14 protein-coding genes are annotated in these 17,408 nt (G+C 39.4%); 6 read left to right on the top strand and 8 right to left on the bottom strand.

Going from position 1 to position 17,408, the window contains the following annotated elements:
* Nucleotides 1-9: 9 nt before the first annotated feature.
* Genes cysC through ABI125_07645 form a run of 4 tightly spaced genes read right to left on the bottom strand, consistent with a single transcriptional unit; the run spans nt 10 to nt 4,668 of the window.
* Nucleotides 10-594: an adenylyl-sulfate kinase gene (gene cysC / locus ABI125_07660; protein XCF07727.1), complete on the bottom strand. Its 585-nt coding sequence runs from the start codon at nt 592-594 to the stop codon at nt 10-12.
* Nucleotides 591-1,388 carry a 3'(2'),5'-bisphosphate nucleotidase CysQ gene (gene cysQ, locus ABI125_07655; GenBank protein ID XCF07726.1) on the bottom strand — a complete coding sequence of 266 codons (798 nt, stop codon included), beginning with the start codon at nt 1,386-1,388 and terminating at the stop codon, nt 591-593. Before cysQ ends, cysC begins: the two co-directional genes overlap by 4 nt.
* A gap of 7 nt (nt 1,389-1,395) precedes the next feature.
* A complete protein-coding gene (locus ABI125_07650) occupies nt 1,396-3,873 on the bottom strand; it encodes a polysaccharide biosynthesis tyrosine autokinase (GenBank protein ID XCF07725.1) in 2,478 nt (825 codons plus the stop codon).
* Between the two features lie 6 nt (nt 3,874-3,879).
* The gene (locus ABI125_07645; GenBank protein ID XCF07724.1) at nt 3,880-4,668 is read right to left on the bottom strand and encodes a polysaccharide biosynthesis/export family protein; all 789 of its coding nucleotides are present in this window, start codon (nt 4,666-4,668) and stop codon (nt 3,880-3,882) included.
* A 105-nt stretch (nt 4,669-4,773) separates the two neighbouring features.
* On the opposite strand from ABI125_07645, the gene ABI125_07640 reads away from it, so the two are divergent.
* The gene (locus ABI125_07640) at nt 4,774-6,639 is read left to right on the top strand and encodes an ABC-F family ATP-binding cassette domain-containing protein (GenBank protein ID XCF07723.1); all 1,866 of its coding nucleotides are present in this window, start codon (nt 4,774-4,776) and stop codon (nt 6,637-6,639) included.
* An 86-nt stretch (nt 6,640-6,725) separates the two neighbouring features.
* Nucleotides 6,726-7,499: a class I SAM-dependent methyltransferase gene (locus ABI125_07635; protein XCF07887.1), complete on the top strand. Its 774-nt coding sequence runs from the start codon at nt 6,726-6,728 to the stop codon at nt 7,497-7,499.
* Nucleotides 7,500-7,589: 90 nt separating this feature from the next.
* Here the strand turns inward: ABI125_07635 and ABI125_07630 are convergent, their stop codons facing one another.
* Complete coding sequence (locus ABI125_07630; GenBank protein ID XCF07722.1) at nt 7,590-9,677, bottom strand: DUF5723 family protein; 2,088 nt, start codon at nt 9,675-9,677, stop codon at nt 7,590-7,592.
* A 197-nt stretch (nt 9,678-9,874) separates the two neighbouring features.
* On the opposite strand from ABI125_07630, the gene ABI125_07625 reads away from it, so the two are divergent.
* The 3 genes from ABI125_07625 to secA all read left to right on the top strand — a co-directional run bounded on the left by ABI125_07625 (nt 9,875) and on the right by secA (nt 14,404).
* Complete coding sequence (locus ABI125_07625; protein XCF07721.1) at nt 9,875-10,447, top strand: cob(I)yrinic acid a,c-diamide adenosyltransferase; 573 nt, start codon at nt 9,875-9,877, stop codon at nt 10,445-10,447.
* 177 nt (nt 10,448-10,624) lie between these two features.
* Nucleotides 10,625-10,846 carry a DUF2795 domain-containing protein gene (locus ABI125_07620; GenBank protein ID XCF07720.1) on the top strand — a complete coding sequence of 74 codons (222 nt, stop codon included), beginning with the start codon at nt 10,625-10,627 and terminating at the stop codon, nt 10,844-10,846.
* Between the two features lie 204 nt (nt 10,847-11,050).
* On the top strand, nt 11,051-14,404 hold the full coding sequence (gene secA / locus ABI125_07615; GenBank protein XCF07719.1) for a preprotein translocase subunit SecA: 3,354 nt from the start codon (nt 11,051-11,053) through the stop codon (nt 14,402-14,404).
* A gap of 159 nt (nt 14,405-14,563) precedes the next feature.
* Here secA and ABI125_07610 read toward each other — a convergent pair whose 3' ends face one another.
* Both ABI125_07610 and folE read right to left on the bottom strand, forming a co-directional pair.
* Nucleotides 14,564-14,827: a hypothetical protein gene (locus ABI125_07610; GenBank protein ID XCF07718.1), complete on the bottom strand. Its 264-nt coding sequence runs from the start codon at nt 14,825-14,827 to the stop codon at nt 14,564-14,566.
* A gap of 42 nt (nt 14,828-14,869) precedes the next feature.
* Nucleotides 14,870-15,457 (bottom strand): GTP cyclohydrolase I FolE, encoded by a 588-nt coding sequence (gene folE / locus ABI125_07605; GenBank protein ID XCF07717.1) that lies wholly within the window; start codon nt 15,455-15,457, stop codon nt 14,870-14,872.
* Nucleotides 15,458-15,741: 284 nt separating this feature from the next.
* Between folE and ABI125_07600 the strand changes: the two genes are divergently transcribed.
* A complete protein-coding gene (locus ABI125_07600) occupies nt 15,742-16,416 on the top strand; it encodes an ABC transporter ATP-binding protein (protein XCF07716.1) in 675 nt (224 codons plus the stop codon).
* Nucleotides 16,417-16,476: 60 nt separating this feature from the next.
* Here ABI125_07600 and ABI125_07595 read toward each other — a convergent pair whose 3' ends face one another.
* A complete protein-coding gene (locus ABI125_07595) occupies nt 16,477-17,286 on the bottom strand; it encodes a hypothetical protein (GenBank protein XCF07715.1) in 810 nt (269 codons plus the stop codon).
* Between the last annotated feature and the right edge of the window lie 122 nt (nt 17,287-17,408).

The following is a 17,408-nucleotide window of genomic DNA, read 5'->3' as shown; positions in this document are numbered from 1 at the left end:
ATGCTTTCTTTAAATCTTGTTAATCAACAGTTTTAAAATTTTTTCTACGGCCTTTTCTGGACTTTCTTTCAGGGTTTGAATCTCGATAGTTGGATTGTTCGGTATTTCAAAAGGGGAACTAATTCCTGTAAAATTTTTGATTTCTCCAGCCCTTGCTCTTTTGTACAGCCCCTTTACATCACGCTGTTCACAAACTTCCAATGGGGTATTTACGAACACCTCAATATAATTTTCATTGCCAACAATAGTTCTTATGCTTTTTCGAACTTCATTATAAGGCGTAATAAATGCAGCCAAAACCACGAATCCAGCATCGACAAACAGCTTTCCTACTTCAGCGGTTCGTCTTAAATTTTCAACACGATCTACTTTGGTAAATTTTAAATCACTATTCAATCCACGTCGCAAATTATCCCCATCTAAAGTATAAGTGTGAATGCCTTGTTGGTAAAGTTCTTTTTCCAATAAATTGGCTATGGTCGACTTTCCAGACCCCGACAAGCCTGTAAACCAAACCAAACAGGGTTTATGTTTATTTAAAGCCTCCCTATCGCTTTGCCCAATGGCGTAATCTTGCTTAATGTTATTCTTCATACTACTGTTTTGGCAAGAAAATAGGGGTTTAACAAACTTTCTTTGTTGTATCTTAACTCTTTTACAGCTCCAACTTGACTCACCTTTATTCCAACGGCATTACAAATGGCATGTCCCGCGGCGATATCCCACTCCATGGTGGGGGCAAACCTAGGGTAAACATGTGCCTCGCCCTCTGCCAATAGACAAAATTTCAACGAACTTCCTTTTGATACCATCACAACATCTTCCCCCTTTAACTTTAAATCGTTTATAAAGGATTCGGTTTCGTCATTGAGATGCGAACGGCTGGCCACCACTTTTAGCTGCTGTTTCGGTTTACTGTCTGGTTTGATGATGACACTATTTTCAAAAATGCCTTCTGAAACCTGATGACTACCCAACACTATTCTATAGGCTATATTTTCTGAAACTATTGCATAGTATAGCGTTTTGGAAACTGGTACATAAATTACCCCTAAAACAGGCTGACCGTTTTCAACCAACGCGATATTTACTGTAAACTCACCGTTTTTATTCACAAATTCCTTGGTACCGTCCAATGGATCGACTACCCAACATTTGTTCCACTTTTTTCTTTCAGAGTAGGATACCGCAGCATTTTCTTCACTAATAATTGAAATATTCGTTTCTTCTAGCACCGCGTTGATAACAGCATTGGCTTTTTCATCGGCTTGTGTAAGTGGTGAATTATCAGGCTTCAAAACCACATCAAACACTCCCGAGTAGACTTTCATAATTTCTTCACCTGCCAATACAGCAGCTTCAATAGCTTTTATAAGCACCTCCCTCATACTAAATTCAATTTTTGGGTATCAAATTAAACAACTGCTTTAACCTGCCCATAACTCCCTTTTTAGTGTTTCCGTCATCGTTATAACCATTTCCGTAACTACCGTAACCATAGCCATAACCGTAACCGTAACCATAGCCGTAACCGTACTTTCCTTTTTGGTTATAACCGTTATACACAAAACTGATATTTTTTATCTCTCCTTTTTCATACTTTGAATTCACCAAGTTTATCATCCCTTTTTTGGTGTAATCTTGCCTAACCACATAAATGGTTGCATCGGCGTATTCGGTTAATTCAAAAGCATCGGCTACCAAACCAATCGGGGGAGTATCCAAAACAATATAATCGTATGATTCTTTTAAAATTGCCATCATTCGATCAATGGGTTCTCCAATAAGCAATTCTGATGGGTTTGGTGGAATTGGTCCAGAAGTAATCACATCCAAATTCGGCACTTTGCTTTTCACCAATATATCATCCAACTCATTTTGGCCAATTAAATAGTTAACCACGCCAATATCGTTGGCAATATCGAAGTCTCCAAAAATTTTAGGTTTCCTCAAATCCAATCCTACCAATACCGTTTTTTTACCACTCATGGCCAATACCGTCGCTAAATTAATAGAAGAAAACGTTTTACCTTCCCCACTAACTGAAGAAGTGACCATGATGGTTTTTGTGCCGTCAATCCCTTTATTTTTATAAAAATACTGCAAACTGGAACGTATGGAACGAAATGCCTCTGCAATGGTCGATTTTGGTTTTAAATGAACCGCTAAATTATTCTCCGCATTATTTTTACCAACAACACCTAAAATCGGAATTTTAGACAAGCCCTCCAACACCTGAGGATTATGAATTTTATTATCAAAAAATGTGATTAAAAACGCCAATAACAATGGTGGTAAAATCCCTCCGATAACGGCAAACAAGTAACGCGAACTCAACTTTAAATCTATCGGTGTTGCTCCAGTATCTTTGGCTTTATCAATCACAACAATATCAGAAACCGTAGCCGATTTAATAATATCGGCCTCACCCCGTTTGGACAAAAACATATTATAGGTTTGCTCGCTCAGCGTATATTGCCTTTGTATATCAAACAACTTTTGCTGCGCAACGGGCAACTTTTTAATCTTCGCTTCCTCTTTGGCAATTTTAGAGTTAATGGTTTGCTGCTCTCTTTTAATCTCATTAGTAACCGAACTAATATTTTCCAAGAGCACCGATTTTAAACCATCAATCTGTCGGTTCAGGTCGGCAAAAATCGTAGCGTCCTTTCTAACCGTTGCACCGTATTGCGACTTTTGTACCGACAGCGCATTGATTTTAGATATGTTAGCAACAATATTACCATCGTCTATTCCTGCAACAGCTGGCGCAGGAAGTTCGGTAAACGAATCACTGGTTTGCAAATAGGTTTTTAAACTGGCGTAATAGGCCAACCTTTGTACGTTGCCGTCCCTTTGGTTTTCCAAATCGGTAATCTTCGAATTAATCGCCTCCCCTTCGTGGTTTAAATTGAAAATTTTATTCTTTTGCTTGTAATCATTCAACGAATCGGCATTCAGCACCAATTGTGATTTCACCCGCTCCAATTGCTGATCGATAAAAGTAATGGTATTGGTTACAAACTGGTTTTTGCGCTCAAGCTGTTCCTTGCTTAAAACCTCAACTGTTTCATTTAAATAATCTACAATTTTTGCTTTGTTGACATCTACCATGCTCAAATTCAAAATGGCCGAATTCCTTGGGTTGTCGATTGACAGCCTATTTCGGTATTTTGAAACCACGGCATCAAAATTATTGAACATGAAAAAATATTCACCGTTAGGGGCAACGGTTTTGTCATCTGCCAAAGTTATCACGCCACTAAAATATGGCGTTTCCACCCACTCGTTCAGTTTAAATTGTTGCTGAAATGTTCCCGCAGGTATAGCAATATTTCCCTTTTTTTTATTGCTGAAATTCTGTGTTCCCCGAGACATTTCTTCTTCAAAACTAAAAGACAGTTCGTATCTATCACCGTCTAGAAAAGTGATTTTAAGAGGTGTATTCAACAACTGAAACGTGTTGGGCATTAAATCAACCCGAAACGGGGCGTAAGTATAAATATCATCTTTTCTGAAGCGCGATTGCTTTAAATAAGTGATGTAAAATTTAAGGTTATCGACCACTTCTTCGTGTATGGAGCGCGACCTTAATGAAGTCATCATGGTTTGTACTTTGCCCGAAACACCGCCCCAATTGAAAGTCAAACTAGTGTTTGATGTAAACAAAGGGTTTGAAGCTTCTTCAATCGAAATTTGCGTTCCCAAACGGTACGACTGCTGGGTTCTAATATTTTGCTGATAGACGATAAAAACCCCAACGCCAATAAAAAGTACAAATAGCTTCCAATAGCTTAATACCCTAAAAATAAATGCCTTTACATCAAAGGAAAACGACGACTGGCCTTCTGATACTTCAAACTCTTCCTCCATTTTCCGTTACAGATTTTTTGTTAAAAAATAGGTGGACACCAACACCGATAAAATGGAAGAAATGGTAGTGATATTCTGAATAGCCGTTTGCCCAGCCCCCAAGGCCTTACGCTTTAAGGGTTTTACCAAAATAATATCGTTGGGCTGAATATAATAATAGGGCGATTGCATAGCCTTGATATCGGTTAAATCGATATGATGGATTTTTTGTCCATCGGGGTACTGCCTAATCACCAAAACATCTGTTCTATCTCCTGTATCTGCAATATCTCCAGCATTTGCCAAAGCCTCAATAATATTCACTCGATCTTGAAACAAGGTGTGTACGCCGGTGCCTACTTCGCCAACCGTGGTATAACGCAATCCCGCTAATTTTACGGTCACAAAAATTTCAGCAGTTTCCTTAAAATATTGCGACAGCAATTCGCGCTCAACTTTATCTTCTATCTCTTTAACGGTAAATCCTAAAACGTTTATTTTTCCTAAAATCGGGAATTCAATATTACCATGTAGATCGACAGTAAAACCGTTAAAATAGAGTCCGCCACCAGAGGTATTCCCCCCATTCGCGCCCTCAACCGGATTAAAAATCCCAACCAATTCAGGATCCAGCGCCTTAACATTAATACTCAAAATATCGTTAACCTGAACGCGATAGGGTTTAGAGAGTGCTTTTATTGCCAAAGAGTCAACAACAGTACCTTTGTCCTGCAGGTAAACAATATCTTTATTGGTAATGCACGATACTGAGAGCATGGCTATAACCAACAAAGACAGGATAAAATGGTTCTTCATATTGAGGCACATTGATTTAAAGCAAATATAAGTTTTACGCCTTAACAATAAAACTTTTATCGGATTTTTTGGTTATTTGTCCGTTCTTTGTAAAAAATTAAAATTTTGAATTACTTAACAGTAGAAAACATATCGAAGTCGTATGGTGAACACACCCTTTTTGAAGGCCTTTCATTCAGTGTTCACAAAGACCAAAAAATAGCTTTTGTGGCTAAAAATGGCACGGGAAAAACTTCTATTTTGAATATTCTTTCTGGCGATGACCAAGCCGACTCTGGCAACGTGATTTACCGGAAAGACATTAAAGTCGCCTTTTTATCGCAAGACCCTAAATTCGATAAAGCTTTAACGGTGGAAGAAACCATTTTTGCGAGTGACAACCCGATTTTAAAGGTGATTGCTAACTACGAAAAGGCCCTTTTAAACCCGGAAGACACCGATGCTTACCAAGCCGCTTTTGATGCCATGGAACGCCACCAAGCATGGGATTTCGAGACATTATACAAACAGATTCTTTTCAAACTTAAACTCGATAATTTAGAGCAAAAAATAAGCACACTTTCGGGCGGACAAAAAAAACGATTGGCTTTGGCCAATGCCCTGATCAACAAGCCCGATCTATTGGTTCTAGATGAACCCACCAACCATTTAGATTTAGAAATGATCGAGTGGCTTGAAGAATTTTTCGCCAAGGAAAACATCACCCTTTTTATGGTAACGCACGACCGTTATTTTTTGGAGCGCGTGTGCAACGAAATCATCGAGCTTGACGAAGGTGAACTGTACAGCTACAAAGGCAATTACTCGTATTACCTAGAAAAGCGCGAAGAACGCATTGAGCGCGAAGCGGTTGAAACCGGTAAAGCCAAACAACTTTTCAAAAAAGAACTAGCTTGGATGCGCCGACAACCCAAAGCAAGGACCACTAAGTCGAAATCTAGAATTGACGATTTTAAGGATATAAAACACCGTGCCCACCAACGCCGAAACGACCACCAAGTACAACTGGAACTGAACATGGAACGTTTGGGCAGCAAGATTTTGGAATTTCATAAAGTTTCAAAAGCGTTTAAGGACAAAACCATTTTAAAAGGTTTCGATTACACCTTTAAAAAAGGGGAACGCGTGGGCATTATCGGGAAAAACGGTACTGGAAAAACGACCTTTTTAAACATTTTAACCCAAACGGCAGCGCCCGATTCAGGCAAAGTGGTTAAAGGCGATACCGTAAAATTTGGCTATTACACACAAAGCGGCATTGCCATAAAACCCGAACAGAAAGTTATTGATGTGATCCGTGAGTTTGGCGATTACATTCCGTTGAAAAAAGGACGGCAAATTAGTGCGCAACAGCTTTTGGAGCGTTTTCTTTTCAGCAGAAAAAAGCAATACGATTTTGTTGAAAAACTGAGCGGAGGCGAACGCAAGCGTTTATATTTGTGTACCGTTTTAATCCAAAACCCTAATTTTTTAATTCTTGATGAGCCAACCAACGACCTCGATATTGTAACGCTGAACGTTTTAGAGGAATTCCTTTTGGATTTCCCGGGCTGTATAATAGTGGTGTCGCACGACCGCTATTTTATGGACAAAATCGTAGATCATCTTTTTGTATTTAAAGGTGAAGGTGAGATTGAAGATTTCCCCGGAAACTATACCGATTATCGGGTTTATGAAGATAGCCAACCAGCCGTATCGACTACTACTTCCGAAGATAAAAAGGACACCAAATCGTGGAAACAGAACGAGGCTTCAAAACTGTCGTACAACGAAGAAAAGGAATTAAAAAACATTGAAAGCAAACTGAACGCATTGGCTTTTGACAAAAAGGAACTGGAAAGCAAATTCAACAATCCTGATTTAACGCAGGACGAAATCAACGCACTTTCCGATGAGCTTCAAAAATTATTGGACACCATTGAAGCCAAGGAAGAACGTTGGTTTGAACTGTCCGCCAAATTGGAAGGATAGTTTCTCGCAAAGGCGCGAAGGCGCTAAGAGATGCTTCGACTGCGCTCAGCATGACATTCAACTTGAAATTTGAAACCTGAAACTAAATTTTGTATCAGCCAAAACAATATATAAAGTTCCTTTTAAAATCGAGCAACCAACACGGGGTGCATTCGCCGTTCGTTTACAGTTTGGTGACCAAATGTTTTTACGACAAAAAAGAGCACGGCGCTTACCAAGCTATTTTAAACTATAAAAAAGAACTTCGAAATAGCCATGAAAAAATATCGGTGACTGACTTAGGGGCTGGTTCGCGAGTTTCAAAAGGAAAAATGCGAAAGGTTTCTGAAATGGCAAAAAATGCAGGAAGCACCAAAAAACGGGCGAAATTATTATTTAGAATAGTTCAGTATTTCAAACCGAATTCCATATTAGAATTGGGCACTTCATTAGGCATCGCCACCCATGCCATAGCTTTGGGTTACCCTGACGCCAACATTGTTTCTATTGAAGGCTGCCCGAATATTTCAAAGTTCACAAAAGGTCAACTGAAAAAAAATGGGGTTAAAAATGTTTCGCTTGTTACAGGCGATATTTCGGAAGGAATAAAAAAACTAAAAACCAATTCCTTCGACTTGGTATTTTTTGATGCCAACCACCAAAAAGAAGCTACACTGAGTTATTTTGAAACTTTACTGCAAACGGCGCACAACAATTCCGTGTTTATTTTTGACGATATTTATTGGAGCCCAGGCATGACCGAGGCTTGGGAAACCATAAAAAAACACCCAAAAGTAACCGTAACCATCGACACTTTTTTATGGGGCTTTGTGTTTTTTAGAACCGAACAGGCCAAGGAACATTTTACGATTCGGGCATAAAAATGTTCAACCACTTTGGCTAAAAACAAAAAAAATCCCGAAGCGCTAACTCCGGGATTTCTATTTTTATTTAGATAAAAGCGTTTGCTTTTACTTCACTAAATTAATTTCAACACGTCTGTTCAATGCACGACCAGCACTGGTTGAGTTCGTTGCAATAGGCTTGCTCTCTCCAAAACCTTGTGAAGTCAATCGGTTTGAAGCCACACCGTTTTCAATTAAATAATGCATTACTGAACTTGCTCTCGCTTCCGATAAATTTTGATTTAAACTATCGCTTCCCACACTATCGGTATGCCCTTCAATAGCAAATTTAGCCGAAGGATACTCCTGTAAAATACCTACGATTTCCTTCAACACATCGTTCGATTCTTCCTTAATGGTAGATTTACCGGAATTGAACAAAATAGTTTTTGCATATTCATTTAAGGTTTTTTGAATTTCTTCAGTCACCTCTGGCTCTAATTCTGGGCAACCGTTGTTTGCCACAGTTCCTGCTTCGTTAACACATTGGTCGTCTTTATCCAAAACGCCATCGCCATCGGTATCTGGCCATGGACATCCGTTGTTATCAACTTCTCCGGCCACATCTGGGCATTCATCTTTGTTATCTAAAACCGTATCGCCATCGGCATCTCCCCATGGGCAACCATTGTTTTCCTCAGGGCCTTTTTCATCTGGACAATTATCAACGTTGTCCATAATACCATCCACATCTCTATCTGTCCATGGGCAGCCATTATTTTCAACGGGGCCTGGTGTTTTTGGGCATCCGTCCAATTTATCCAAAACACCGTCACCGTCTTTATCTTTAGCTTTTCCTTGATAAACCGGTATTTTTAATCCGGCGTACACATCGGCTCCTTTAGTATCGTCGCTAGTTAAAGCGGTAAGCACTGAACCAGAACCTAAGTAAAGCGGCCCCATTCTTAAACCAGCACCCGCTTGGAAACCATTATACTCCACCATGCTCAAAGGCAAATAGAAACTGAACCATCGGCTTTCAAAACGCGGTGTTAAAGAGGCAATATTCAAAATACTGCTGGTGTTTTCCTTGCCTTTTTTAGTCAAAGACAAATCGGTGTTTAAATTCAAATAGAATTTACCGCTAAAATTCCAATCGGCATTAAAATGTAGTGCTGTTGGCAAGTAAGTTTTAAAAGAACCGCTCGATTGTGTTAATGTATAAAAATTGTTCAAAAACTCTTCGATATCCTCGGCGTTGTCAAAATCATCCTCTGTTACATTAGTATTAGTAATGTCGTAAACATCTTCCTGTCCTTCTTTGTAATTAATAGAACCCAAATCGGTGATAGAAAGGCCCAATTTTAATTTGTACTTATTTTTATGCTTCAACGTGTAGCTTTCACCATCAGAATTCGTTTTTGTGTAATCGGCATGGTTTGGTCGCCATTCGTACACAAAACCTAAATCGACACCAAAACCACTGGCATCTGGTAGCTCATAATCATAATCGTCATCATCAAAGTTATCAAAACGGCCATAAGTCAATTCACCGGTAGAATCGAAACTCCCATTGTCTGGACCAGCGCCATCAGCATCATAATCAATAGTTACGTTTCTTCCGTAAATATAGCCACTACCAGCACCTTGCAGGTATTTTAACGACAGACCTCCTTTTAAAAAGTGTTCTTCGCTATTCATCAAAACTCGCGCATAAGTTAAACCAACTTCAGCCCAAGCTTGGCCAAAGGCATTAAAATCGCCTTCGTTCACCATAAAATCCTCGGTGTCATCATTATCGATTTCATCAACCGTATTTCCGTTAATGTCATTGATATTTACTACCGACCTCGCTCTTGTAAAAACAGCAATGGAACTATTCTTATTCAAATTGAACATAAAAGATGGTCCTAAAATATCCTCATAAGTCCCAAAGTTATTGCTGTTTGAAGGTGATTTGGTAGCATCCAAGTCAAAATCATAGTCTTCTTTTAAGGCATCCATTACGTTTACCCCATAATAATCGTTTCCAATTATTGCACTGGCGCCCAAAATATTAATATCAGTTTTAAAACGGGAATCCACAATATTGGCCGGGTTTGCCGTAACACTATTCACCCCGCTGTAATTATCGGTAAGATAGCCAATGAACGATTGAGCTTGCGTGCCCATGGCACCTAGCAAGAACAATACTGATAAAGCAGTTTTCTTCATAAATTTTAAGATTTGGTTTGTTTTACGTTATGTATTTGGTTGCAAAAATAATCTTTTTATGTTAAAGGATGTTAAAATACACGCCTAATTCTTACAAGTCAATACCCAAAAGTGGTGATTTATTTTTTACATTTATATTTAACCCTAAAATTGAAATACGCTTTAATTACAAAAGCAAAAAGCATTAAAACAAACATATGAAAATATATACCAAAACAGGAGACAAAGGTACTACGGCCTTATTTGGCGGCTCCCGAGTGCCCAAACACCACATTAGGATTGATAGCTACGGAACGGTAGATGAACTCAATTCACATTTAGGTTTGATACGTGACCAAGATATGAATCTACACTACAAAAAAACGCTCCAAATCATTCAAAACAAACTATTTACCATTGGAGCTGTTTTGGCCACCGACCCCAAGAAAGCCATCTTAAAAAGCGGAAAAGAACGCTTGGATATTGAAAAAATTTCGGTTGAAGATATCGAACTGCTCGAAAAGGAAATGGACCAAATGAACGATGCCCTTCCTCCTATGACGCATTTTGTGTTACCGGGCGGCCACCAAACCGTGTCATTCTGTCATATTGCACGCTGCGTGTGCCGTCGCGCCGAACGTTTAGCTTCAGCATTAAATGAGTTGGAACCTTTTGAAGCGCATGTTTTAATCTACCTTAACCGCCTTTCTGACTACCTTTTTGTATTGGCACGAAAGTTGTCATTTGATTTGAAAGCGGAAGAAATTAAGTGGATACCCGAAAAGGAATGACATATCTTTTTCACAAAACACGATCAAAAATCGCTAAATAACAACCCGCAAAGGTGGATTTATTAAGGTTTAAACCCCAACAGCACACGTTCTTATAATTAATGATTAAATAATTCATTTTTTACTTGCCTGTTTGAACTAAAAATTTATTTTTGCACAAAATTAAAAGTATAGAAAATGTATTGGACTTTAGAATTAGCATCGTATTTAAGTGATGCGCCATGGCCAGCAACTAAGGACGAATTAATAGATTACGCTATTAGAACCGGTGCCCCTCTAGAAGTTGTTGAAAATTTACAGTCAATTGAAGATGAGGGCGACTCGTATGATTCTATTGAGGAAATATGGTCTGACTATCCTACGGACGAAGATTATCTTTGGAATGAAGATGAATATTAAAACAAAAGCATAAAGAATAGTGAAAAAGTCTCGATTTCGAGGCTTTTTTTTGTACTAATCTTTTAATAAAACTAATAACATAATGTATCTTTGAGTGCTTTAAAAACAGCAGGTAAAAGATACTTCTGAAAAATAAAGTGAAACGGAAAACCGCTACGTAACTAATTCGGTTTTTTGTTTCACATAATATAAAATTAAACACTTATGAATTTTTTAAATTCTGTACTAAAGATGTTTGTTGGCGACAAATCCAAACAAGATGTCAAGTCCATAACACCTATAGTCGATAAAATTAAAAGTTTCGAGGCTGCTCTCGAAGCACTTTCGCACGACCAACTTAGAGCCAAAACAGCCGAGTTTAAAGCTAAAATTTCCGAAGCCAACAAAAACATTGACGAGCAAATCACCCAGCTTTTGCAACAGGCCGAAAACACCGAAGATATTGACCAACGTGAAGATATCTACGAACAAATAGACAGTCTAAAAGACGATGCATACAAAATAACCGAAGACGTTTTAAACGATATTTTGCCCGAAGCTTTTGCTGTGGTGAAAGAAACTGCAAAGCGTTTTGTAAATAATACTTCCATTACGGTAACGGCCAACGAATTTGACCGTACCATTTCTGGAGAAAAAAATTATGTTACCTTAGATGGCGACCAAGCCTCGTGGGCCAACTCGTGGGATGCCGCCGGAAAACCCATCACTTGGGATATGGTGCATTACGACGTTCAGCTTATTGGAGGTATTGCCATGCACCAAGGTAAAATTGCCGAGATGCAAACCGGTGAAGGTAAAACCCTTGTGGCCACACTTCCCGTGTATTTGAACGCACTGGCCGGAAAAGGCGTGCATTTAGTAACGGTTAACGATTACTTGGCAAAGCGTGACAGCGCATGGATGGCTCCTATTTTTGAATTCCACGGGTTGAGCGTTGATTGTATCGATTACCATAAACCGAACTCAGCCGCAAGAAGAAAAGCATACAATGCCGATATCACTTACGGTACCAATAACGAATTTGGTTTCGATTACCTGCGTGATAACATGTCGCACGCCCCAGAAGATTTGGTTCAGCGTCCGCACAATTACGCCATTGTCGATGAGGTCGATTCCGTTTTAGTTGACGATGCCCGTACACCATTAATTATTTCTGGGCCTATCCCTAAAGGCGACCACCACGAGTTTAACGAACTGAAACCCAAAGTAGACGATATTGTTGCCGTACAGCGAAAATATTTAACAGGCGTTTTGGCCGAAGCTAAAAAACTAATTGCTTCTGGCGATACCAAAGAAGGCGGCTTCCAATTGTTGCGTGTGTACCGCGGTATGCCAAAAAACAAAGCACTTATCAAGTTTTTAAGTGAAGAAGGCGTAAAGCAATTGCTTCAAAAAACCGAAAATTTCTACATGCAGGACAATAACCGTGAAATGCCAAAGGTTGATGCCGAATTGTATTATGTGATTGAAGAAAAAAATAACCAAATAGAGTTGACCGATAAAGGTGTAGAATATATTTCTGGAAAAGACGACCCAGATTTTTTCATCCTTCCAGAAATTGGTGTTGAAATTGCCAAAATTGAAGAGCAAAACCTTCCGAAGGAAAAAGAGGCCGAACTTAAAGAAGAATTATTTAAGGATTTCGGTGTAAAATCGGAACGCATCCATACTTTAAACCAACTTTTAAAGGCTTACGCTTTGTTTGAAAAAGACACCCAATATGTGGTGATGGACAACAAAGTGATGATTGTTGACGAGCAAACGGGTCGCATTATGGACGGTCGTCGTTATTCCGACGGACTGCACCAAGCTATCGAAGCGAAGGAAAACGTAAAAATTGAAGATGCTACCCAAACTTTTGCTACGGTAACACTTCAAAATTACTTCAGAATGTACCGCAAATTATCAGGTATGACGGGTACTGCGGTAACCGAAGCGGGCGAATTCTGGGAAATTTATAAATTGGATGTGGTTGAAATCCCAACCAACCGCCCTATTGCCAGAGACGACCGTGAGGATTTGGTTTATAAAACTAAGCGTGAAAAATACAACGCGGTTATCGACGAGGTTACCCAACTGTCAAAAGCGGGTCGCCCGGTACTAATTGGTACTACTTCGGTTGAAATTTCAGAATTACTCGGAAAAATGTTGAGCATCCGAAAAATTCCGCACAACGTATTGAACGCAAAACAACATAAAAAAGAGGCCGACATTGTGGCACAAGCGGGACAACCCGGACAGGTAACCATTGCCACCAATATGGCGGGTCGTGGTACCGATATTAAATTGAGCGACGAGGTGAAAAAAGCGGGTGGTTTGGCCATTGTAGGTACCGAACGCCACGATTCGCGACGTGTAGACAGACAGCTACGTGGTCGTGCTGGCCGTCAAGGAGACCCAGGAAGCTCACAATTTTATGTATCGCTTGAAGATAATTTAATGCGTCTGTTTGGTAGTGAGCGTATCGCCAAAATGATGGACCGTATGGGCTTGAAGGAAGGCGAAGTAATCCAACATTCCATGATTTCAAAATCGATTGAACGTGCCCAGAAAAAAGTAGAGGAAAACAACTTTGGGGTTCGTAAACGATTGTTGGAATACGACGATGTGATGAACGCTCAACGTGAGGTGGTTTATAAACGTAGAAAGCACGCCTTGCATGGTGAACGTCTTCGTGTGGATTTGGCGAACATGATTTTCGATACTTCGGAAGGTATTGCCGAAACCAACAAAAACGCTAACGATTTCAAGAATTTCGAATTTGAATTGATTCGTTATTTCTCAATGAGTTCACCGGTTTCCGAAGCTGAATTTGGCAAACTTTCCGCTCAAGAAATCACTTCAAAAATCTATAAAGCGGCATTTGAACATTACCGTGAAAAGATGGAGCGCAATGCCGAGCTTGCCTTCCCGGTTATTAAAAATGTTTACGAAAACCAAGGCGATAAATTTAAGCGCATCGTCGTGCCGTTTACCGACGGAACAAAAAGTTTGAATGTTGTTACCGATCTTGAAAAAGCATACGAAAGCCAAGGAAAGCAATTGATTACCGATTTTGAAAAGAACATCACTCTGGCCATTATTGATGATGCTTGGAAAACACATTTACGCAAAATGGACGAGCTGAAACAATCGGTGCAATTGGCGGTTCACGAACAAAAAGACCCTTTATTGATTTATAAATTTGAGGCGTTCGAATTGTTCAAAGCCATGATTGACCAAGTGAACAAAGATGTGATTTCATTCTTGTTTAAAGGCGAATTGCCACAGGAAACGCAAGATACCATCCAAGAAGCTAGAGCACGTAAACAAGAAAAGGTACAGACCACAAAAGAGGAAATACCTAATCTTGACGAGCGTTCTGCTCAAAGTCGTGCGGCTGGGAACACCCAACGCCAACCAGAAGTTTTGGAAACCATTGTGCGCGATAAGCCCAAAATTGGACGAAACGATCGTGTAACAATCAAGCATGTGCTGAATGGTGAAAACAAAACCTTAAAATACAAACAAGCCGAACCCTTAATTGCTAAAGGCGATTGGGTTTTGGTTGAGGAATAGAACTAGATTTCCCTTCGGCTACGCTCAGGGAACAGATTAATACAAACACAAAAAACCGATAGAAATTCTATCGGTTTTTTTTATAAAATTAAGATATTCTGGATACGAATTATTTCCATGGTCCAGACAGGAATACTTGTGTATTTACAAAATCCGTGCCTATTTTTCCTTTTTGAAAATATAGGTGTAAATCCACATTAACGTAAACGTGGGAATAACATCCAATCCGGGTAATGCTTCTTCGATAAAAGAAATAATCCCAGCTATTTTTCCGGGCTTTCCTTTATAAAGTTTAGTCATTAACCAACCAGAAACGGGCGCCCAAACGATATCGGAGAATTCGCCCACCCCGGGGATAAAAAACGAAACATAGCCCAAAGCATCCAAAACGATACCGATAAGTAGTTTTTTGTATTTATTCATTCAATAATTTTTCTTTGTCAAGAACAAGAAATGTACCAAAACCTACTTCCCGATAAGCTTTAAAAACTCATTACGGGTTTCAATTTTTTCGAACTGTCCACGGAACCCAGAAGTGGTAGTTACCGAGTTTTGCTTTTGTACGCCTCGCATCATCATACACATATGCGACGCTTCAATTACCACAGCAACGCCTTGTGGTTTTAAAGTATCGTTTATACAATCGAGAATCTGCTCGGTTAAACGTTCCTGCACCTGTAAGCGTCTGGCAAATACATCAACAATACGTGGCAATTTACTCAACCCTACAATTTGTCCGTTGGGAATGTATGCTATATGGGCTTTTCCAAAGAAAGGTAAAATATGGTGCTCACATAGTGAATACAATTCAATATCCTTTACTATCACCATTTCGTTGTACGACTCCTTAAACATGGCCCCTTTTAGAATTTCTACTGGGTCTTGATGGTAACCTTGGGTTAAAAACTGCATGGCCTTGGCGGCGCGTTCGGGCGTTTTTAGTAAGCCTTCACGATTGGCATCCTCGCCCAAATCCTTTATAATATTTTCGTATCTGTTTTTTACGTCGTCGGTAATCTTGATATTGTATTCTTCAAAATGCTTGTACGGCATGCCTTGGTAATTTTAATTTTTAATTAGAGCCTGTTTAGGAATTTATCAATTAGTCCTTTACGCTTCTTTTTCCGCATTATTTCGTTAAAATTTTAAACCGTAGCCCTGCTATGCTTGAAAATTTTGCCTCATACTGCACTAAAAATAAGCTATAAAAAATCAAATCATAAATTCCTAAACAGGCTCCTAAATATAGCCCATAAAACGCATACGGCAATAAAAAGCGATTTGAAATTGTACAGAACGGCATAAAATAGTAATTTCCCCACTGATATTTCATACAGATGATTCAAGCGAAAAACATTCATAAATATTATGGCGATTTACAGGTTTTAAAAGGCGTTGACCTGCATATTGAAAAAGGACAAGTGGTATCTATTGTCGGGGCCTCGGGTGCCGGAAAAACCACTTTGCTTCAAATTTTGGGTACGCTGGACAAAGCTTCCTCTAAGACATCTTTCAGCCTAGAAATTAACAATACCGATGTAAGCTCTCTGAGGGATAAAGCCTTGGCGAAATTTAGAAATGAGCATATTGGGTTCATCTTTCAGTTTCATCAATTATTACCGGAATTTACTGCGATTGAAAACGTATGCCTTCCCGCTTTTATAAAAGGCACCCATAAAGCTGATGCCGAAAAACGCGCCAAAGAATTGTTGGACTTTTTAGGGCTATCGCACCGCTACGACCATAAACCCAATGAGCTTTCGGGCGGCGAACAGCAACGCGTGGCCGTGGCTCGGGCATTGATAAACAACCCCGAATTAATTTTTGCCGATGAACCTTCGGGAAATTTGGATAGTGAAAGTGCAGAAAACCTACACAATTTGTTTTTTAAACTTCGGGATGAATTTGGGCAAACCTTCGTGATTGTTACCCACAACGAAGAACTCGCCGATATGGCCGATAGGAAACTCACCATGGTGGATGGCAAAATTATAAACGACCAACCAAGATAAACAAAAAAGCTCGCTGAATACCCAACAAGCTTTTTCTAATTTATTTTAATCGTTCTTTAATTACTCACCAAAAGGAAAAGTTTGGCCAAAAATAGTAATGGTAGCGTTGGTATAATTAATTTTGATATCATCGATATTACCAATACTCACATCCAGAATACCTGCTTCAATACCGCGAGGCAATAGCACAAAATGAAGTTCCTCCTCTACCGTTAAAGTATATTCCACTCCTTTAGAGCTTACTCCAGATTGCGAACCATCTAAAGTATATTCGTCATCCCAAATATTGAAAGGCGTATCGGCACCGGCCACCCAAGTTCGGGTAGAATTTTCGGTGTAATTGATGCTTGCGTCTGTTGAAGTTGTGATTTTTCCGTTATTGATAACCACACTGTATTCTGGGTTTTCATCTTCATTTGTTCCTAAGTTCGTTACTACATGCGTACCCTCTACTTTAAAATCTTCGTGATAATAATTGCTGAATGTTGAAGTGTGCTCACTACCTTCCTCTCTGTACCAACCCGTTGATACTACAGTAACAATGCCTTTTCGGGTAACACCATCTTTACACAAAACACCGTCGCCATAATCGATGGTTGTGGTTTTTGGGAACGAGGTTAAATCCAACGGTTCAACAGTAATGGCTGGTCCATCGGTTTCTGATTTTCCTGCTTTCGATTCGGTTGAACTTTCAGCAGACAACACGGCATCGCCACTGTTGTTTCCAACATCTTGAAACACCTTGTTTACAGTGGCATACTCAATTAAAGCTTCTCGTACCGCTGCCGCATCAATACTCTCTTTTACTTTTTCGGTTTCTTCGCAAGCCATAAATAGAATGGCTAAAATGGGGAAAATAAATTTTCTCATAATATAAAATTTAGTTCACCAAATAACGCAATAAATGTTAATTTTAGTGTACTTCAACCGTTCCAATTCACACTTAAATCATGATTTTACGCATTTCGTCGATGTTTTTCATGTTCTTTTCG

Source organism: Tamlana crocina, assembly GCA_040429635.1.
Classification (GTDB): domain Bacteria; phylum Bacteroidota; class Bacteroidia; order Flavobacteriales; family Flavobacteriaceae; genus Flavisericum; species Flavisericum crocinum.
The sequence above is the reverse complement of the archived record's forward strand: the minus strand, read 5'-3'. Positions and strand labels throughout refer to the sequence as shown.